At 43.2% G+C, this 19,010-nt stretch carries 20 protein-coding genes and 2 pseudogenes; 10 read left to right on the top strand and 12 right to left on the bottom strand.

What is annotated here, in order from left to right:
• Nucleotides 1–137: 137 nt before the first annotated feature.
• From AC0L13_RS04060 to AC0L13_RS04045, 4 genes are all read right to left on the bottom strand, one after another.
• On the bottom strand, nt 138–359 hold the full coding sequence (locus tag AC0L13_RS04060; RefSeq protein WP_473644230.1) for a hypothetical protein: 222 nt from the start codon (nt 357–359) through the stop codon (nt 138–140).
• Between the two features lie 232 nt (nt 360–591).
• Nucleotides 592–2,262 carry an acyl-CoA dehydrogenase family protein gene (locus tag AC0L13_RS04055; protein WP_473644228.1) on the bottom strand — a complete coding sequence of 557 codons (1,671 nt, stop codon included), beginning with the start codon at nt 2,260–2,262 and terminating at the stop codon, nt 592–594.
• On the bottom strand, nt 2,259–3,764 hold the full coding sequence (locus AC0L13_RS04050) for a class I adenylate-forming enzyme family protein (protein WP_473644226.1): 1,506 nt from the start codon (nt 3,762–3,764) through the stop codon (nt 2,259–2,261). The genes AC0L13_RS04055 and AC0L13_RS04050 overlap by 4 nt, the downstream gene beginning before the upstream one ends.
• 4 nt (nt 3,765–3,768) lie before the next feature.
• Nucleotides 3,769–4,146: a MerR family transcriptional regulator gene (locus tag AC0L13_RS04045; RefSeq protein ID WP_473646836.1), complete on the bottom strand. Its 378-nt coding sequence runs from the start codon at nt 4,144–4,146 to the stop codon at nt 3,769–3,771.
• A gap of 217 nt (nt 4,147–4,363) precedes the next feature.
• Between AC0L13_RS04045 and AC0L13_RS04040 the strand changes: the two genes are divergently transcribed.
• From AC0L13_RS04040 to AC0L13_RS04030, 3 genes and pseudogenes are all read left to right on the top strand, one after another.
• The gene (locus tag AC0L13_RS04040) at nt 4,364–4,786 is read left to right on the top strand and encodes a hypothetical protein (RefSeq protein WP_473644224.1); all 423 of its coding nucleotides are present in this window, start codon (nt 4,364–4,366) and stop codon (nt 4,784–4,786) included.
• A gap of 293 nt (nt 4,787–5,079) precedes the next feature.
• Nucleotides 5,080–5,214, top strand: a pseudogene (locus AC0L13_RS04035) (hypothetical protein); the annotation flags it as partial.
• 50 nt (nt 5,215–5,264) lie between these two features.
• Nucleotides 5,265–5,585: pseudogene (locus AC0L13_RS04030) on the top strand (transposase); the annotation flags it as partial.
• 126 nt (nt 5,586–5,711) lie between these two features.
• On the opposite strand, the gene AC0L13_RS04025 reads toward AC0L13_RS04030, so the two are convergent.
• The 3 genes from AC0L13_RS04025 to AC0L13_RS04015 are packed head-to-tail and all read right to left on the bottom strand — an operon-like array spanning nt 5,712 to nt 8,732.
• Entirely contained in the window at nt 5,712–6,626 is a 915-nt protein-coding gene (locus AC0L13_RS04025) for a glycine betaine ABC transporter substrate-binding protein (RefSeq protein WP_473644223.1), read from the bottom strand.
• Nucleotides 6,623–7,474 carry an ABC transporter permease gene (locus tag AC0L13_RS04020; RefSeq protein WP_473644221.1) on the bottom strand — a complete coding sequence of 284 codons (852 nt, stop codon included), beginning with the start codon at nt 7,472–7,474 and terminating at the stop codon, nt 6,623–6,625. Before AC0L13_RS04020 ends, AC0L13_RS04025 begins: the two co-directional genes overlap by 4 nt.
• Nucleotides 7,467–8,732, bottom strand: a complete 1,266-nt coding sequence (locus AC0L13_RS04015) for a quaternary amine ABC transporter ATP-binding protein (protein ID WP_473644219.1) — start codon at nt 8,730–8,732, stop codon at nt 7,467–7,469. The genes AC0L13_RS04020 and AC0L13_RS04015 overlap by 8 nt, the downstream gene beginning before the upstream one ends.
• A gap of 204 nt (nt 8,733–8,936) precedes the next feature.
• Between AC0L13_RS04015 and AC0L13_RS04010 the strand changes: the two genes are divergently transcribed.
• The 3 genes from AC0L13_RS04010 (at nt 8,937) to AC0L13_RS04000 (ending at nt 10,630) form a co-directional block, all read left to right on the top strand.
• Nucleotides 8,937–9,491, top strand: a complete 555-nt coding sequence (locus tag AC0L13_RS04010) for a GbsR/MarR family transcriptional regulator (protein ID WP_473644217.1) — start codon at nt 8,937–8,939, stop codon at nt 9,489–9,491.
• 294 nt (nt 9,492–9,785) lie between these two features.
• The gene (locus AC0L13_RS04005; protein ID WP_473644216.1) at nt 9,786–9,971 is read left to right on the top strand and encodes a hypothetical protein; all 186 of its coding nucleotides are present in this window, start codon (nt 9,786–9,788) and stop codon (nt 9,969–9,971) included.
• Between the two features lie 113 nt (nt 9,972–10,084).
• A complete protein-coding gene (locus AC0L13_RS04000; RefSeq protein ID WP_473644213.1) occupies nt 10,085–10,630 on the top strand; it encodes a manganese efflux pump MntP in 546 nt (181 codons plus the stop codon).
• Nucleotides 10,631–10,739: 109 nt separating this feature from the next.
• Here AC0L13_RS04000 and AC0L13_RS03995 read toward each other — a convergent pair whose 3' ends face one another.
• The gene (locus tag AC0L13_RS03995) at nt 10,740–10,904 is read right to left on the bottom strand and encodes a hypothetical protein (RefSeq protein WP_473644211.1); all 165 of its coding nucleotides are present in this window, start codon (nt 10,902–10,904) and stop codon (nt 10,740–10,742) included.
• 225 nt (nt 10,905–11,129) lie between these two features.
• Between AC0L13_RS03995 and AC0L13_RS03990 the strand changes: the two genes are divergently transcribed.
• Nucleotides 11,130–12,425 carry a tetratricopeptide repeat protein gene (locus tag AC0L13_RS03990; RefSeq protein ID WP_473644209.1) on the top strand — a complete coding sequence of 432 codons (1,296 nt, stop codon included), beginning with the start codon at nt 11,130–11,132 and terminating at the stop codon, nt 12,423–12,425.
• A complete protein-coding gene (locus AC0L13_RS03985; RefSeq protein WP_473644207.1) occupies nt 12,425–12,559 on the top strand; it encodes a hypothetical protein in 135 nt (44 codons plus the stop codon). The genes AC0L13_RS03990 and AC0L13_RS03985 overlap by 1 nt, the downstream gene beginning before the upstream one ends.
• 54 nt (nt 12,560–12,613) lie before the next feature.
• Here AC0L13_RS03985 and AC0L13_RS03980 read toward each other — a convergent pair whose 3' ends face one another.
• The 4 genes from AC0L13_RS03980 to AC0L13_RS03965 form a co-directional block, all read right to left on the bottom strand.
• Complete coding sequence (locus tag AC0L13_RS03980) at nt 12,614–13,825, bottom strand: acetyl-CoA C-acyltransferase (RefSeq protein WP_473644205.1); 1,212 nt, start codon at nt 13,823–13,825, stop codon at nt 12,614–12,616.
• A gap of 188 nt (nt 13,826–14,013) precedes the next feature.
• Complete coding sequence (locus tag AC0L13_RS03975) at nt 14,014–14,832, bottom strand: hypothetical protein (protein ID WP_473644203.1); 819 nt, start codon at nt 14,830–14,832, stop codon at nt 14,014–14,016.
• 293 nt (nt 14,833–15,125) lie between these two features.
• A complete protein-coding gene (locus AC0L13_RS03970; protein WP_473644201.1) occupies nt 15,126–15,260 on the bottom strand; it encodes a hypothetical protein in 135 nt (44 codons plus the stop codon).
• On the bottom strand, nt 15,260–16,543 hold the full coding sequence (locus AC0L13_RS03965; RefSeq protein ID WP_473644199.1) for a helix-turn-helix domain-containing protein: 1,284 nt from the start codon (nt 16,541–16,543) through the stop codon (nt 15,260–15,262). The genes AC0L13_RS03970 and AC0L13_RS03965 overlap by 1 nt, the downstream gene beginning before the upstream one ends.
• 403 nt (nt 16,544–16,946) lie before the next feature.
• Here AC0L13_RS03965 and AC0L13_RS03960 point away from each other — a divergent pair, with 403 nt between their 5' ends.
• Both AC0L13_RS03960 and AC0L13_RS03955 read left to right on the top strand, forming a co-directional pair.
• The gene (locus tag AC0L13_RS03960; RefSeq protein WP_473644197.1) at nt 16,947–17,666 is read left to right on the top strand and encodes a hypothetical protein; all 720 of its coding nucleotides are present in this window, start codon (nt 16,947–16,949) and stop codon (nt 17,664–17,666) included.
• Between the two features lie 82 nt (nt 17,667–17,748).
• Nucleotides 17,749–18,918 carry a hypothetical protein gene (locus tag AC0L13_RS03955; protein WP_473644194.1) on the top strand — a complete coding sequence of 390 codons (1,170 nt, stop codon included), beginning with the start codon at nt 17,749–17,751 and terminating at the stop codon, nt 18,916–18,918.
• The last annotated feature ends 92 nt before the right edge of the window (nt 18,919–19,010 follow it).

Genomic DNA, 19,010 nt, shown 5'->3' with positions numbered 1-19,010 from the left:
TAGTTCAATATAACCTCATCCGTCTTTTTGATGTGTGATTCCATAGTATCATATACTGGGTTATTGTGGAACTTTTTTATTGAATAATTATGTATGGAGCTTTCAAAAACAAGCCCCTTTTTATATGACATTTCCCCCTATTTACTAGCTTGTCCGTTCAATGCTTTGGTAATTTCTTGTCCAGACGTTTCAGCTACGTTCAACAAATCGGTTTCAGTTTGAAATAAATGATTCTCATATTCCTTTTCAATCGAAGCGAGAAGATTCAATGCCGGGCCAACGCCTGCAAATATTGCGGCGCTGCTTGCTATGACGGTGATTGCCAAAAGTATTGCAGCTAACTTTTTAATTGCGCTCACTCCCCCAAGTTTATATCCTTTCTATTACTATACGACGGTTAGAAGGAATAGAAAATTCAATTTTATTGATAAAATACGCTATTCAACTAGCAAAATCGCCAGTAAATAAAATGAACCAATGTGCATCGACAGATTATATTGTCAAATGCTGGGGGAACTTGGGGAAACATTCATTTTTCGCACCATGCATAAATGGAAGAAAGGAGCCGGCAGTTATGCCGACTCCTCCCCACTACATAATTTGGTCAAAATATGCGACAGTCTTCATTTCATCTCCGACTTTCCGTAAAGACCAAGTAACTTCTATATAAATTTCTGCTAATTTCTCAAATTTGCCACCATGTTTCATTGCCCATTCAAGAGCGACAACACTTTCGTAAAGGTGTGCCATCCTCTTCATTAACCCTTTCGCCTCGAATGTTTGGAGTGCATTATCGAAGCTGGCAAACGCGATAAGGTCAGTCGATAATGAATTTAGTTCAATCGATATTGCTTTTTTCATCTCACAATCATTTATGACGACGAGGCGGTTACGCATTTCGTCTATAAATAGTTTATGGGCTTCGAATTTATTGACGAGGCGAATAAGCTCCAACCCTAAAATATTAGCGGTGCCTTCCCAAACGGTGAGCACTTGCGCATCCCGAAGCAGGCGTGGCGTGACGAAATCTTCGATATAGCCGTTACCGCCATGCATTTCTATCGCTTCATGCGCAAAGTGGATCGCTTGCTCAGCCGTCTCCTTTTTGATGAGCGCGATAAAAAGCCTGTTGAGGATCATTTCACGGTCAGACGCGGCGCCTTCCGTTACTTTTTCATACAGTTGAATGAAGTCAAAGACGGTTGCCACTTCGACATGGAGCCTCGCCGCCATCTTACAGAGCGTGTCCTGTACCATCGGATAGTCGGTAAGTCTGTGCCCGAATGCATTTCGGCGAGTTGCATACGCTTTAGACTCCAACAAGGCACGACGCATAATACCAATGGAGGCGACCGCATTGCATATGCGAGAAAGATTGAGCGCTTCCATCATATAATAAAAGCCTTTCGACGGATCCCCGATCGTATAGGCTAGCGCACCATCGAATTCTACTTCTCCGGAAGGGACCGCCCGCACACCGAGTTTGTCTTTCAAGCGGCGAATCCGAAGCCCGTTCGATTTGCCGTTTTCATTACGCCACGGGACAGCGAACAATGTTAACCCTCGTGACCCGGCTTGTGCTCCTTCGATCCTTGCAAGTACCATAGCGACGCCTGCCATTCCAGCATTCGAGGCGAAATATTTCTCGCCGTATAAGCGGTACTGATCCCCATCCTTCACCGCCTTCACGACATTCGCCCCGACGTCCGATCCGCCTTGGCGCTCTGTCAGAAATGTCGCTCCTTCGAAAAGCGGAACTTCTCCCGTCGAGCAAACATTGCCGAGAAACAGGTTTTTCACGTGTTCATCTGCATAATGATCGAGCAAATAGGCGGTCGCCATTGTGAGGGTCACCGGGCAATAAAACCCGGGTTCCGCATGGGACAACAAATAGCCTTGGGCGAAACTGTACGTGTAGTTTCCTTTATGGCCAAGCTCCGGAATTTCCTTATGGACATACCCGACAATGCCCGTATCATACGTTTCTTGGACAGTTTTTCGATATCCTTCATTCACCCAAACGTCAGAAACTTCCTCTCCGAACTTGTCGTATCTTATAAGGCGCGGCTCCCCTTCACGGTCGGTATGCTTCGCGCGCTCATCAATCTCGTTTGCACACTGCTCCCCGAATAATGATAGCTCACGTTTTGCATACTCGAGGAACTGGCCTTGCAAATGATCCTCTATTATTAGCCGGAGCGTGTCGTCGCCTTCAAAGAAGTTGTCAGTCTTGATCGATTCTGCTTCCTGTACTACTTTCATTGGACTGTCACCCCTTCCCGCAACGGCTGCTTCAAGATTTTCCCTGAAGCGTTTCGTGGCAATGCGTCAACTTGTTCGTACAGGCGCGGCACTTTATATTTCGCGAGATGCTCTTGAAGGAACTCTTTTAATTCCCCAATATCGACCGGATTCGCTGCAGCGAACACCGCTTTTACCGTTTCGCCCCATTCGGGATGAGGGACACCGACGACCGCCACTTCACGAATGCCCGGATAGCTGAGAATCGACTCCTCAATTTCTTTCGGGTAAATGTTGACGCCTCCTGAAATGATCAAGTCCTTTTTCCGGTCGACGATCCATATATAGCCGTCCTCATCGAACTTCGCCAAGTCCCCAGTTTTGAGCCATTGCCCGATAAACGCTTCCTTCGTCGCTTCCTCGTTTTTATAGTAGCCAATCATATTCCCTTCGCCGAAAAGGACAATTTCACCGATTTCCCCCTGTGGAACGTCGTCTCCCTCTTCATTCACAATCCGTAGCTCTGTATGAAGCGGCGCACGTCGACCGACGCTGCCTGATTTCGCTGCATGTTCATCTGCAAGCAGCAACGAGCCGCTCGGACCTGCTTCCGTCAGACCATAAACACAAATAAGATTATCTGTCCGGAAAGCGGTTTTCACCATGTTCACTTCTTTCGCAGATAGCGGCGCCCCGCCGTAAATCCACCATTTCATCGAGGATAAATCGGCGTCCTTTAATCGTGGGTGTCCCGCTGTGAGCAAATAAGCGACAGGTGCGCCGAAGAAATGCGTCGTCTTCTCCTTCTCCACAGTGTCAATCAAGAGGTCAGGCGTAAAAGTCGGTGTCAGGACGAGCGTCGCGCCGACATACATGCCCGCCATCATGAATAAATGAAGCGGCGCTGAATGACTGAGCGGCATCATGAGGAGGACGCGACTTTCCGGCTTGAATTCCATTTCGACAGCGATCATTGATGCGACAGTCAGGATGTTGCGATAGCTAAACAGCACCCCTTTTGGATTTCCGGTCGTTCCGGACGTGTAAAGGATTGTTGATTCATCATCTTCCTTCAAATCACATGGAATCGGTTTGTCGTCTGCGTTTTGGATGAGCACTTCGAAGCTTTTCCAGTTTCCAGACGCTTCTCCTGTCTTAATTAATATAGAAGGAGATTGCAATGTTTTTACAGTTTCAAACAGCAATTCATGCACAATGATCGCTTCAGCATCTGAATGGTTCAGCACATACGCCAATTCTTCCGTCGTCAGCTTGACGTTGATCGGAACGACAATCGCGCCAATCCGCTGAACTGCGAAATACGCGACGATGAATTCCTCGACATTCGGCAAAAACAATGCTACTTTTGCACCTTTTCGGATACCTTCATTTAAAAGCGCGTGTCCGAACCGGTTGACCCTCGCGTCCAGTTCCTTGTATGTCATCCGCTTCCCCATGCTGACGACTGCTTCCGTTTCTGGATACTTTCTTGCATTCCTCTCCAACAAATGTGAACTGTTCATCCCTTCATTCCCCTTTCGAAATATCCAATTTTCCAATGAATCCATCGAGCAACTCTTCCATTTCAGCCTTCATTTCCTGAAGCTCCTGGATTTTACGATCAATTTCCCCGATACGCCGTTTGCCGTATTCAATCGTCACTTCAAGCTGTTTGCGCCCTGTCCGATCCTTATCAAACAACAACACCATCTCCCTGATATCGTCCAATGAAAATCCGTACCGCTTGCCGCGGAAAATGAGCTTCAACTTTGCAAGCTCAGCATTGGAATAGAGCCGTTGATTTCCATCCGACCGATTCGGCGAGAGCAGTCCAATTTCCTCATAATACCGGATTGTACGTGTCGATACCCCAAATAATTCCGCCACTTCCGTAATCGTCTTCAGCTTCACCACCCCTTCAGCCTTTCTTTGAATATAGCATTGACGTTAACGTTAAGGTCAAGTAATTGTTTTGAATAGTGAATAAACGATTCGCACTATGAAAACTTGGATGTTTTACAGTTATTCTAATAATTTAGAAGATGTTGTAACAATTTAACTATAATTTTCAAATTAATCATGCTATAATGAAAAATAACTATGCCAAAAGGAGGAATATATTATGTCTAGTAAACATTTTTTGCATGATCACCGGTCTGTTAACGCATTGCGTTGGGCGAAAACATCCAATGGCTTGTCGGAGATTTTCACGACACATGGTACTTATTCTTCTACCCTTACACCTATGGACATCCTCGAGAAACTATCAGGATCATCGAGAGTTGTCCTACAAACGGAACCATCGGATCATATCGATTGTGTATGGATCTTGAATAGTTCCTTCAGAACATATGAATTGGAAGAGTACCTCACCAATGTAGTTTTCAATGATGGAACAAACATTTTAATTCCTGTTCCTCAAAAATATATTGACCAAAATAGAAAGCGTTTACATACTTTCGTGTATAACGAAGGGCAATTGAACTACATATTTCCTAGCATTAAAGAGTTCAATGAACAATACTATCCACGTGTCTATAAATGATAAAAAAGGCAGCATCCGCTAAAGGAGGCCACTGAAAAAGTCCTTCAAAATAGGATTACCTTTAAAACTGTTGATTTTCGTTCCGGGCGGGCGGTAAGCCTCCTCGGTCGCTTTGCTCCACTGCGGGGTCTTACCTGTCCCGCTCATCCCACAGGAATCGCCGCTTTGCACTCCAATCAACGAAACTCAAATAAAATAAAAGCGTAAAAACAAGCGATCCATTTCCTATCATCAGGGAATGGATCGCTGTTTTTATTGTATAATTAACATATTAAATCCTGGTGGTGTTCCCGATGATTTCTAATCAAGAAACTTTAAACCTCAGTCCATATATGGTTTACGATATCGTCGTCCCAAAAGATAATATGCTGCGTCAAATAAATGAACTTGTTGATTTCACCTTCATTCTCGAGGAGTTGAAAAGTAAATATTGTGTGGATAATGGCCGTAAAGCGGTGCCACCGATTCGCATGTTTACTATTATTTTGACATTAATAAATGCAAAATTTGTCCGCTTCGTGAAGGTTGTTATAGGTAAGGTGCGAAAAGTAGAACCTATTCCGTAACGATTAAGTCGACGGAACATAAAGATCAAGAAGCGTTTCAAAATAGCGTGGAATGTAAAGAGAAGGCAAAGTCCCGCTATAAGATTGAGGCGAAGAATAGTGAGTTGAAACATAGACACGGGTATAATGTAGCCACATCTGCGGGTCTATTTGGCATGCAAATGCATTGAGCCTTGACCATATTCGCAGTTAATCTCAAACGAATAATAACCTTAATGCGAGAAGCAGAGTAAGAAATAGCAAAGACACCATTTCGTTCGAAAAAGAACGAAATGGTGTCTTTTTTGATTTTGGAGTACCTTGCAGATTAAAAACGTAAGTTTTTCAGTGGCCACCGCTAAAGGAGGCTGCCTTTATATTTATTCCTTTAAATCTTCGATTGAATCGATGTCCATATATTGTGGTACGACGAGACCGATTTTCACGCCTTCCATACTAACTCCGAGATCCTCGAATTTACCATCGAATTTCTCTGCATATGTTGCATGCGTTACTGGCAACCATGCAGCTAGCGTTGCGTCAGCACTTCCATCAGCAACAGCTGTCCACATAGGACCTGCTTCGACTTGCGTCAATGTAACATTGTATCCCATATCTTCAAGTACTAATTTCACGACGTTATGGCTTGCGATTTCACTATCCCACGCCACGTAAGCAAGTGTGATTTTATCACCATCAACTTTGTCCACACCATCAGTCCACTCTGCAACCTTTTCCGGATTAGCATCAATCCAGTTTTGTGCAGCAGCTTTTTCTTTCTCGCCTTCCTGGATAGCAACCATTACTTCGCCCATATCTTCTTCAGACCAATTGAAGTTAGAAAGGATTTGATGGGCTTCCGGCAAGTCTTCTGCAAGACCAAGACGACCAATTGAATGGATTTGCTCTTCCCCGCCGTACGACCCTTTTGGATCATCCAAGTATTTCAAGTCAAACTTCGCGAATTTCCAGTGAGGTGTCCAACCTGTGATGATGATCGGCGCTTCAGCGTCATACGCTTTTTTCAAAGCCGCAGTCATTGCTGCGCCCGATCCTGTCGTTACGTCCCATTTGTCGAGCTCATAATCAGCGATCGCTCTGTCGGTCGCTTCCATAATGCCAGCGCCTGGGTCGATTCCCGTAATTTTATAATCAACGGATTCTCCGACGCTTGCCGTACCGCTTCCGCCTGACGTAGATGAATCACCAGCTTTATCGTCATTTCCGCAAGCTGCTAAACCTACTGCGAGTAGTGCTGCTGCTCCGAGTCCAAACATTTTCTTCGTCAATTTCATTGTATAGTTCCCCCTTGTTTTTTCTTGCCTGCTTGCTGTGTGATCCGGTCAAGGATGATGGCGACGATGACGATGGATAGACCTGTTTCAAAGCCTACACCCGTCTTCAATTGTGTCACCGCTCTGTATACTTCCTCACCAAGTCCAGGTGCACCGACCATTGACGCGATAACGACCATGGAAAGTGACAGCATGATGCTTTGGTTGACCCCTGCCATAATCGTCGGCTTAGCGAGCGGGATTTGCACTTTCCAAAGTCTTTGCCATGTAGTTGAGCCGAATGCTTCGGTCGCTTCGATCAAATCTTTTGGCACTTGCTCGATTCCAAGCATTGTAAGCCGGATCGTCGGCGGCATTGAGAAGATGACCGAAGCGACAACACCCGGTACGACACCGATATTGAAGAAGAAAATCGCGGGTAATAAATAAACGAATGCAGGCATCGTCTGCATCAAGTCCAAAATCGGACTAATAACCTTCTTCACTGCTGGTTTTTGTGAACCCCATATGCCGAGCGGGATACCGATAACGAGCGCAATGATAACGGATGTAATGACAAGCGACAGCATTTGCAGCATCGAATGCCAATATCCGAGATAATCAATGAACAGCAACCCGACTAACGTAAATATTGCAATACGCCTTGTTGAAATAAACCAGGCGAGCAATGCGAACAAGATTGCAAGCACAATGGACGGCACCATATCCATCCAATTAACTGCCCCTTCGACGACACCTTTTAAGAAAGAGGAAATTCCGTCGAAGACAGATCCGAAATGGGTGACAAGCCAATCGACACCATTATCGATCCAGCTCGCGAATGGTAAGCGCGGTAATAAATTATCCAATGTTGCTCACCTCCATCTCCATTTCATCTTGCGATTCAACCACAACTTCACTTGAGCCGCTATTAATAAACTGCCCGTCGCCTGCCAACGCGCCGATCAGTGCACCACGAATAATAATGCCTTGCAAATGGTTCTCTTCATTCACGACAGCAACCGGAATCTGTGTCGTCGATACTGTATCAAACAGATCGGTTAAGACAGTGTCCGGAGAAATCGTAGGAATATCGGTGATGAGGACATCCTCCAACGTTTTTCCTGTTTCTGTTGCGTCGGATGCGGCTAGCGCTGTCACAGCACCAAGCAGTCGGTTCCCTTTATCCACAACGTAAATCGAAGAGATCCCTTGCTTTTTCATAAGGCGCAATGCAACGAGCGCACCTCGGTCGATTTGCACCGTATCCGCCTTTTTCATAATATGTCCTGCCGTCAACACTTTCGAAAGGTCGACATCTTCGACGAATCGTTCTACATATTTATTCGAAGGATTCATCAAAATTTCTTCAGGCGTTCCGATCTGGACGATATCCCCATCCTTCATTAATGCGATGCGGTCACCGATCCGGAGCGCCTCGTCCAAGTCATGGGTAATGAAAATAATCGTTTTCCCCATGTCATGGTGAAGCTGGAGAAGCTCATCTTGCATATCTTTTCGAATTAACGGATCAAGTGCACTGAATGCTTCATCCATGAGCAGCACATCGGGATCATTGGCAAGCGCACGCGCCAAGCCGACCCGCTGCTGCATTCCGCCACTCAGCTGGTTCGGATATTGGTCCTCGTAGCCAGCAAGACCGACAAGCCTTAACGACTCGATTGCCTTCGCTTTTCGTTCCGGTTTTGCAATACCTTGGATTTCAAGGCCATATTCCGTGTTTTCACGGATTGTTTTATGCGGGAAAAGCGCAAAGTTTTGGAACACCATTCCGATTTTCTTCCGTCTCACTTCACGGAGCTGTTCTTTATTCATACCGACAATGTCTTCTCCATCGATGCGGATCGAACCCATCGTCGGATCAATCAACCGGTTCAACATCCGTACTAATGTTGACTTCCCGCTTCCTGACAGTCCCATAATGACAAATATTTCACCATCATAGACGTCGAAAGTAGCGTTCTTCACGCCTACTGTCGCGCCAGTGGATTTGAGGATTTCACTCTTCGACTTCCCCTCGTTCAATAGCTGTGCTGCGCGCTTGCTATTTTTACCGAAGATTTTCGTCGTGTTGACAACTTCGATTTTCTTTCGTTGTTCTACCATGTGTACACTCCCTATTTTTTTGGAAACTCATCGTTTACTAGTATATGCATAAAGAATTTACATTACAACCGTTATTTCGAATTAAATTGTTTGTACAGTAAAAACTGTACAAAGTTTAAACTTATCGTTACACTTGAATTGCGGTTATAATACGCTTAGGGTATTTATGGGGAATTCACCCCTAGACAGCGGAGGGAAAGCACTATGGACGGTAAAGAAACACTCGACAAAGCACGAGAGCGGATTATCGAAACAATCGCACAAAATATACATTTATATGGACTCACTGCATCTGCCGGCAGACAGTATGGCACGATGTTCTTCCACGACAAACCGATGACATTGGACGACATGACCGAAGAACTCGGCATGAGCAAAACAAGCATGAGTACATCCGTCAGAGCACTGGCCGAATTAAAACTAGTTGAGCGGGCATGGGTACGCGGCGTCCGCAAAGATTTGTATCAAGTGAAAGACGATTGGTACCAAAGCTTCATTAATCTATTTTCAATTAAATGGCGCAGATCCATTTCACTCCATTCCGTCGCCGTCAGGAAATCACTGCGTGAACTTGAGCAGCTGAACAACAATCCCGACATCGGTGAAGATTTGAAAGCAATTGTCGAAACGGATATTAGCAAACTCAAATATGTACGCGACTACTTCGAATGGCTAGAACGCCTCGTCGACGCCTTCGAAGACCACGACATCTTCGACCTTGTTCCTCTGAAGGAATACGAAGAGCCAGAAAAGAAATAATCGAACATCACCATATAAAAAGGCGGCCCCAAAGGGACCACCTTTTTTCATTGTGTGAACGGAAATTTTGAAATGTGGCAGAAACGCATAAATCATCAGAAACACGCATAAATCAGGAAACTCGCGAATAAATGTCATCATTGACGCATAAATTTGCGTAGAAACGCATAAATGCCTGCAAAAGCTCATAAAACGCTATATTGACGCATAAATGTAAAAAACGAGTCCCCATTGCATTCACGACACAGTTATAATAGTGTTAAAGGCGCCTGCATTGTAAAAGGAGGCATTCGAATGCAAAAAAAGATACCACTACTAATGCTCTTGCTCATCATCGGTTCAATATCACTCGTTTTTTCCCTAACCCTTTCGTTGCCGAACACAGTTGAGTGGATTTTGCTCATCTTCGGAGTTCTATGCAACGTGATAAGCGCAGTCAGTCTCATGATTATCGGCGCGAAGAGGACGAGAGGCTCGTAAAAAGCTGTTTCGAAGTTGAAATCTACTTCGAAGCAGCTTTTTTTCATCCGCCTACATTGCCCCCTCAACTAGTCATATACATAGGGGATAAACTTGGCACGGAGGAATTTTCAATGAAGTTGATAACCATTTTGATCATTGCAACAGCAGCAAATATTGATAACTTGGGAATCAGTATGGCATACGGTTTACGGGCCAACCGGATTCCATTTCGTTATAATTTGATCATTTCACTTATTTCAGCGGTATGTGCATTCGTTTCCATCTTTGCTGGAAGCTTATTATCCGACTTCCTTTCCAAGTCCACCTCCAACATAATTGGCGGAAGCTTGCTGATCGGTCTCGGTTTTTGGGTTGTCGTGAAATCAGCAAATCCTTCCGAGGAACGCACCCGCAAAATGGGTTTCATTAATTGGAAGGAGTCCATTGTCTTAGGTTTCATCCTTGCCTTTAACTGCCTATCCATCGGCTTTAGTGCAGGTGTTACAGGCGTAGAGCCTTACTCAACAGCACTGATGATCGGTATTTTTTCATTTATTTCCATTGTACTTGGGGTTCGGATTGGAGAGCAAATCGGTACAAGCTGGTTCGGACAGCAGGCGGAGCGCATTGGTGGAATTCTGTTGATAGTGATTGGTTTGATTGAGATATTCATTTAGGAGTTTATTCGAAGACATTTATGCATAAAATGCTTCTTTTATTCGTATATAATCAAAAAGATGACTATAACCTTCATCGAAGGTCAGCCATCTTATGTCCAAAAATAAATCACTTTGTTGTAAGCTTATCTGTCAATTCATCGTAATCAACTGATTTCAATAAGCCATTGGATTGCATCTTCTTCACAAATTCTAAGAGTTCCATCTTCATCTTCATGATCTCGATGTCCAGGAATTCCATATCGCAGTCTACTTCAGTTTTTGCTATCGTCATCCCCTTCACACTCCTTTTGTCCTGTTTAATTTAGATGAATCTCCATGGCGTGGGACTATTAACTACAATATATCATGCAAGCTCCTCCTAAAGAAGTATAACCGATTGGGACATTTTTTTTCAAATCGGCGTTTTTTTTCACTTTTCTTAGAAAAGTTTCTCATTTTGCATATTCATGCTTTATACTATAATAGGAATAGGATAAATAAAGAGAGGGATCGGCGATTGAAAATAGGTCATTTGATACGTGCAGAACGTGTACGGCAAGATATGAAACAAGTTGTCCTAGCCAAAGGTATTTGTACGCCATCTTATTTATCAAAAATTGAACGGAATCAAATTGAACCGAGTGATGACATTACCGAACTGCTTATGCAGCGGTTAGGAATGGATCCGGGGAAATTGCAGGAAAATGATGAAGAAACTGAACGCGAGTTTGAGCAGATGTTGATGAAGACATATCGTGAAGTATTGACAGAGAGAGATTTAAATTTTACGAAAGAAAAATTGGAATATCTTGAGCAAAACATCCCCCTATTTGAAAATGATTCATTACATTTTACTTATTCGCTTATTACTTTTCGATTTAATATGATAGTAAGAATTGATTTAGAAAAACTCAAACAAGAAATTGAATTACTTGAAGAGTCTATTGATAATTTTGATGTATACCAACTTTATTTGTTTCACTTAAACAAAGGGTTATTCTGTTATAATACCGGCAATCGAAAAATGGCCATACATTATTTTGAGTTAATACTTGATAAATTGGAGTCGCTACCTCTTGGTGAATGGGAAAAAGCTGAATTTAATTATATAATTGCTGCGATTTATGCGGCCGATGGACATATATTTAATTCGACTGATCATGCTAGACGTGCGCTTATTTATTTCCGAGAACATCTAATGATGAGTAGAGTGTTAGACTGCTATATTCTTATCGGAATTTCTTATAAAAGAAGCTATAAATACCAAGACGCACTAGAAGCATATTTAAAAGCTATGCAAATTAGCGAAGAATTTAATTTACATAGCGAAAAAGGGATTATTTATCATAATATAGGAACTCTGAATAGTACTATGAGAAATAGTGACGAAGCCATCCAATATTATAAAAAAAGCATTGACCATAAAATAGATTCCTCTGAAAAGCTGATCACTATTCTCTGCTTAATTGAGGAATATTCAAAAATGAGTGAAAAGAATCTGGTTAGCGATTGGGCAAGCAAAGGGATTGCAATGTATCACCAATTAAATGATGAAAACGAAATTTCTTACTTCCATCATTTCAGTCTATATAAATCGCTGCATAGCAAAGAAGGATTGTCTGTAGAAATAGCAGAAGCAGCAATTCAACACTTCAAAGAAATTCAAGACTTCAGGTATATCCATAAGTATTGCATTGCTCTAGCAGAATGGTACTATTATAATAGGAAATATAAGCTAGCATCTATTTTTTATCGAGATGGGAATAGATATGGCTATATTTATAGGAAAACGGAGAAATGGGAGGATTTATAATGAAAAAAGTTGTATCGATTCTTTTACTAGTTATTGTTTTAGGCATGACAGCTCACAGCAATTCAGTTACAGCCAGTACTGCTGATCAAATTCCAAAGGTTTTAAAAACTTTCTCTTACACAATTGAAAAATGAAAAAAGGAATGCTCCGTTTCGGATGCATTCCTTTTTTTCATCTATTAAACCTTCTTAGCTTTCATCCACACCTTCCACCACAACTGATATCCCTTGTCCGACTCCAATGCACATTGTTGCCAATCCGCGTTCAGCTTTTCTCCTCTTCATTTCATGAACCAATGTTGTCAGAATTCGCGCCCCGCTTGCTCCTAGCGGATGCCCTAATGCAATGGCTCCCCCGTTGACATTGACTTTATCCGTATCCAAATCGAGTTGTCTTACACACTCCAATGATTGAGAGGCAAATGCTTCATTAATTTCCACGAGATCAAAATCGGATGGCCGTAACCCCAATCTTTTCATCAATTTCTTCGTCGAATAAATCGGTCCAAGTCCCATAACGGATGGCTCTAACCCGGCTGTTGCGGACCCGGTGTATTTGACGAGTGGCTTCAGTCCATGCTTTCTTGCAAACTCTCCGCTTACAAGCAACAAGGCTGCCGCCCCGTCATTTACTCCGGTTGAATTTCCCGCCGTCACGGTTCCACCTTCGAAAATCGGGGATAATGCAGATAGTTTCTCTATTGTAGTGTCCCCTCTTGGATGCTCATCACTATCTATGACATGCTCGTTCCCCTTCTTTTCCGTGAACGCAACTGGAATGATTTCATCCACGAACCTTCCTTCCTCCATTGCCCGCTTCGCTTTCTGCTGGCTATTGAACGCGAATTCGTCCTGTTGATCCCTCGTAACACCAAAGCGCGACGCAACATTTTCTGCTGTCTGCGGCATCGAATCTGTACCGTATAAATTAGCCATTCGAGGATTGATGAACCGCCAACCGATTGTTGTGTCGTACAAATTCAAATCACCACGAGGAAATTCCGATTCGGGCTTCTTCATTACGAAAGGGGCTCGTGTCATGTTTTCGACGCCCCCCGCAATGATCGCTTCGCACTCCCCTGATAAAATGGAGCGAGCTGCCAAACTGACCGCATCTAAACTTGAGCCGCAAAGTCGGTTCACAGTCGTCCCGCTAATCTCTTTCGGAAAACCGGCTAGCAATAACGACATCCGCGCAACATTCCGGTTCTCCTCCCCCGCCCCGTTCGCATTTCCAAATATGACATCATCGATTGACTCCAATGGAAGCCTAGGATTCCTTTCAGCCAATCCTTTAAGAATAAAAGCCCCTAAATCATCGGGACGGATGTGCTTCAATTGCCCTTTATACTTTCCGATCGGAGTCCGAACCGCATCGATAATAAAAACTTCCCTACCCAATCACTGCACCTCTCTTCTTTTCTAGGCGCCTGTTCAGCAAACTATTCAGACAATACACTAAAATTGCATATTCGATAAGCAAGAAGCTTATAGTATCAAAAATTACATCGCTTCATTCTGCATAAATATTATTTTCAGTGAGTTGTCATAAATGCTTCTTACACAGGCACCGAAACAATTCTTACAATTTAAAGGAATATTCTTAAACTGGATAAGTATGATACAACCGTGGAGTCGGCGAGGAGTTTGAATAGGATGCCGAATAGGATGATAACTAGGACTGTGTAGGCTGCGTAACCGTGGAGCGGGTCGATTCCTTTTGGTTTTTTGGACAATAGGACACTCATTACATATCCGGGCGACAATATAAGGACATAGGCGACACTAACAATCAGCAGGAAACTTCCGTACCAATAGGATTTTATTAGTAAAAAAAATAGGGCTACGACACCGATGACGATCGCCGGTAATGAATGAGCACCATACAATACTACAGTTTGTTTGAACGGATATGTCGGCCCGAAATTCTTTCCGATAATGAAAAGTCCGATCGATACAATTGCTATGCAAACCGCCATGAATCCAGCTACATTTAGGAAAACTGACGAAAATGATGGCCCGCCATCCGCAGCGTCAATGAACGGTAAACCGTCTATCGATTCAAGTGCCGCCCCTTTCAGAGCCGTATAAAACGACAGACCAAAGATGACTGCATAAAGTATCAATGAAATAAAGCCATTCCTGAACTCATCATCCTGTTTCGTAAGACTGATCGAAGGATGTTTCACATGCTCTACAAAATAGGACCAATACTCCTTCGTTAAATTACTCACATTCTCAAGATGAGCGTTTGACTCCTGATTCACAACGGTCGCCTCCACTGCTGTCTGTCCATTTCCATGAGGTAGTTGTTCTTGAAAACCGTCCGCTTCTTCAGTCAATCTGATGCCACAACTCCCACAAAACCGCCCGTTCGCAAACTTATTTCCGCAATTTGTACACGTCAAATGTTCTCCTCCTGTTTATTGGTCAATTACTTCATCCAAGACTACGGTAGCCAATCCAGGGTATTGGCCTTCTATAGTTACTGTATTACGATAATCCAATAGTTACGACTGATTTTTAGAAAAATACGCTTCGCATATGTGGGAGGTCGCAATTGCAGATTAATGCAAGGGCTTAAGCGAGTAAAGTAGCTTATGAGCTGAGATACGTGGCACAACAATCTATTTGCATGCAAAAAAAAGCACGTTCATCGGGCTGATTTACGTGCTTGTAAAATTAATAATCATTATCTCATTTACCCCTTGCCATGTGGCGGGCCGACTTCCGGTCGGTCATTGGTGACGTAATCGCTGCCGATTGCCGGATTCATCAAAGGAGCGAATACTGCTAAACCGAGTACGAGGCAGGCCATCATGACTTTCCTCTTCACTATTCTACACCTCCTTTCACCTCCATCGTTAACCGCTTGTATGCTTCGATGCAAAGCTCCTGGAATTTGTATGCGTTTTTATATTTTTTGATTGATTCATAGTAAAGGGAAATATCCTGGGCGGCATTCTTCAGTTTTTTCCAGTCTTCATTTGCATGCAGATGGCGGATGCAGTTCCTCATTTTCTGTTCGTACAGATCATATTCCCCTAAGGCATAGTACAGCTTTCCCTCATAATAATCGAGATTGGCCTGATCTAACTCATTCTCGATCGTACTTTGCAATCGGTTCATACTTTCCCGTAACGCCAATTGATCACCGTGCTTGAATAAAATCCTTAATTTCAGCAATTGTGAGTCGAAAAGAGTTGTACACTTCAACTGTTTTTTCATTTCAATGCATTGATTGACTGTTTTTAATGCTTGAGCATAATTGTTTTCTTCCATCAATACATAAGCCAAGTTATGGTAAAGCCACCCATGAGTCGTTGTCATCGGAATCCTCAATACGCTGAATCCCTTGTCAATATACTGTCTCGCTTCTTTCACCTTATGTTGATCGAGGTAGAGTGCCGCAATCAGATTATAGCAATCTCCGGACTTGGCCCAATCATGCAAGTGTATATACTGATGCTTTGCACGCTTCGCATATACATGTGCGGTGCCATAATCATATAGCTTGTAAAGCGCTAAGGAAATATTGTAATTTATTTTCGCTGAAAGGGATTCCTCTCTCGTCAAGTGGAGAGCGTCTTGAAAATGGGAAATGCTTGCCTGGTAGTCCTTATTAAAATAGTAAAACAGCCCTGATATATACGTATATTTTTCAATAAGTAACCTGCTGGCGTTTTCGAAGAATGTCTGTGGGATATAGGCGATTTCTGAGGAGTAATAAGCTTGGGCTTCTGGAACTTGGCCAACTTTTACTAATTCGGTGTATTTCAATAAATGAAACAGGATTTCCTGATAGATGGAGGAGATATATGCAAATTGCTTGCGATGCTTGTTTAGAAAACCAGGAATTCCCTTCAAATCCGAAGATAACAGCTCCTCATATTCCATTAATATTTTTTGGAGACCTGCATCATCTTCATGAACTCGCTGGAAATAGGCAATTGGCACATCTAGCCGCTCGGCAAGCAATTCGAGTACATCAATGGATGGTTCAAAACGACCGCTTTCAATATTGCTATAGTGGGAAGTTGATATGATTTCGGAGCTCGCCTCCTTTTGAGTGAGGCCTCTGCTTTCCCGCAGCCTCCGTATCCGACTGCCGATGTGCATGCTGGCACCTCTTTTCTTCCTTTCCACCATTGTACGTAACTTATTTGTTATATACAACAAGAAATTTATCTATTCCTAATTTTCATTCTTTAGTACTTGTTTTGTGGACAGGCAAATGATTCTTCCATCATTATAGGGAAAATCCACTCCTTAATTTGTTCTATTAAGTTTTTTATCATTTCATAAAAATAACCGCCTATTTACCTAGCAAGCATTGTTAATCTTTGCATATACGCAAAAGATTCCCGGCTTTTCATTCAATAACATACAAGAATTTCGTGCAAATTAATTAATATCACAAAATTTTAACTATTAAATTATCCGTGATATAGTTTAAGTATGTTGGACAACATACAATTTGAAGGCAAACTGGCCAGTTGTCTTCGCAAAAGGAGCGAGTAACGTGAAAAGATTCATTGCATGTGCATTGGCAGGAATTCTCGTTATCGGTGTTCAGTTCCCTATCCGCGCTTCAGCAGTCCAGCAACTTAAAGATGAGATGTTAACGATTCAACCTATTTTTTCCGTTGAGGAGCTCGTCCTTTCAACAAGAATGAGCGAGAAGGAGATCCCCGGGCAAATAGACAAGGAAATGGATAAACAAAACCAATTGTCCAGTGAACTAGCGAAGCGGTTGACCGAGCATTTCGGCAAAACTGATAAGGTTCAAGGCGGGGGGGCTGCAAACTATATCGTCGGTCCGAGTGCTAGTGGCGATTTCTTCTATACACCGGCCAAAACAGCATTCGTAAACCATGGTCATGTCGGATTATACTATTCCAGCAACACGATTGTGGAATCGGTCTTCCCTACCGGTGTTCGCAGCATTTCCGCCAACGTCAAGATGGTAGAAAAAGGGACTGTTGTAAAATCCGTTTCCACAACAAGCACGGTCAAGCGAAATGCGGCAAACTGGGCGTATTCCCAGATCGGGCAGCCGTACTCATTGAACTTTATGAACAACCGCAACACGGGACATATGGGTGCGAAAAACTGCTCCAAACTTATCTGGTCAGCTTACTTATTGTATGGCGGACTGGATTTGGACGCAAATAAAGGCTTTGGCGTCTACCCTCGAGATATCCGCGACGCTAAACAGACAAGATTCATTCGCCAAATATAAATGACACCGAGACACAACTGATTCTTACGAAGGGGCTGTCCGTTTGAGGCAAGCCCCTTTCTTAGCTAAGGAGGTTTCGGAATTGGAGAAAAAGTTGATGATTGCCTGTTTCATCGCGATGGTATTCGCTGTCTTGACTGCCTATTTTACTTTTAGCCATCAACATTCAATAGAGCTCCTATCAGAGACTGACCTTTCAAATCCTGATTTGCTGACGGATACTGCGGCTATTCTATATTTCTCTACAACTGCGGATCAGGACAAGAATGGGGATGGCCTCAGCTTTGCGGTTTTTGTAGATCAGAATGGAAATTCAAAACTGTGGAAAATGCATGGCCTTGAACTTGGAACGGTTTTTGCAACAAAGGATACATTCTTTTTGTCGGACCGCGATCATGTCTATTTGGCTGATTTGAATGGGACCAAAACGTTCACCATGCTAACGGAAGAACATACCGGTGAGTTGACGGCTTTCAATAACAAGGACGGTCTCTTTTACAGCGTCTATAATTCTGGCTTCACCGATGATGGCGGCTATGCATCCAACATTCGGTTCGGTAATCAAGACAGCTTCGAAACAATCCACATCCCCCATTATTTGCAAATGTCCGGCAAGGTAGACGGAAATCTGCTGATGGTGATCGGTGACGCTGACCGCCTTTCATTGCAAAAGATGCCCCTTCAAAAAGATGTCCAGCTGGAAGAAATCGTATCGCTTGGCAAGATTGGCGAACGGGTCGGATTGGCATCGATTCTCAAAGAAGGCGACTATTATTATCTCTTAATTGCCGACACGGAAAAGCTGACAAGCGATGTGTACCGGATCCACGAAAAAACGAAAGAAATCGAGACGTTTCCATTGTTCAGTTACAAGAATATCGAAGATTATATCGCCCGCATTCCGTATAACCTCCGGAACGCCGCCACAATCCATGACGGCATCCTCTATTATGTGGACGGAATCGGAGAAGTGCATGCGTTCAATTCCAAAACAGGTGAAGTCGATATACCATTCACCCTGCATGGGGCGAGTCAAGGACAAAGGAAAATGTCCGAGCAAACGTATTTCAAAAACGGCAAGCTCCACTTCTTCCGCCATCATGAATCGTCCGATACGCACACAATCGACACATATGACTTGAGAACAGGTGACTTGATCAACGAATTGCCAGTCAAAGGACTGGACAACATGTTCGACTATGTCAAACAAAAGAGAAAGCACGTTTCCCCTTACGACTTCATAGTAAGATGAAAACTGTTCAAAACGGTGCCTGTGCAGCAAACAATACAGATTATGCACTATAATTGCATAGATAAAATAAAGAAATCATCCGTATCGATCTT

Source organism: Sporosarcina sp. QA0331, from assembly GCF_055808055.1.
The sequence above is the reverse complement of the archived record's forward strand: the minus strand, read 5'-3'. Positions and strand labels throughout refer to the sequence as shown.

Excerpts from the sequence above, each read along its gene's own strand:
- AC0L13_RS04010 (WP_473644217.1), top strand. The coding sequence starts at position 8,937 with ATGGACGGTAAAGAAACACTCGACAAAGCACGAGAGCGGATTATCGAA.
- AC0L13_RS03985 (WP_473644207.1), top strand. The coding sequence starts at position 12,425 with ATGAAAAAAGTTGTATCGATTCTTTTACTAGTTATTGTTTTAGGCATG.
- AC0L13_RS04025 (WP_473644223.1), bottom strand. The coding sequence starts at position 6,626 with ATGAAATTGACGAAGAAAATGTTTGGACTCGGAGCAGCAGCACTACTC.
- AC0L13_RS04050 (WP_473644226.1), bottom strand. The coding sequence starts at position 3,764 with ATGAACAGTTCACATTTGTTGGAGAGGAATGCAAGAAAGTATCCAGAA.
- AC0L13_RS03995 (WP_473644211.1), bottom strand. The coding sequence starts at position 10,904 with ATGACGATAGCAAAAACTGAAGTAGACTGCGATATGGAATTCCTGGAC.
- AC0L13_RS04005 (WP_473644216.1), top strand. The coding sequence starts at position 9,786 with ATGCAAAAAAAGATACCACTACTAATGCTCTTGCTCATCATCGGTTCA.
- AC0L13_RS03965 (WP_473644199.1), bottom strand. The coding sequence starts at position 16,543 with ATGCACATCGGCAGTCGGATACGGAGGCTGCGGGAAAGCAGAGGCCTC.
- AC0L13_RS04055 (WP_473644228.1), bottom strand. The coding sequence starts at position 2,262 with ATGAAAGTAGTACAGGAAGCAGAATCGATCAAGACTGACAACTTCTTT.
- AC0L13_RS04000 (WP_473644213.1), top strand. The coding sequence starts at position 10,085 with ATGAAGTTGATAACCATTTTGATCATTGCAACAGCAGCAAATATTGAT.
- AC0L13_RS04040 (WP_473644224.1), top strand. The coding sequence starts at position 4,364 with ATGTCTAGTAAACATTTTTTGCATGATCACCGGTCTGTTAACGCATTG.
- AC0L13_RS04015 (WP_473644219.1), bottom strand. The coding sequence starts at position 8,732 with ATGGTAGAACAACGAAAGAAAATCGAAGTTGTCAACACGACGAAAATC.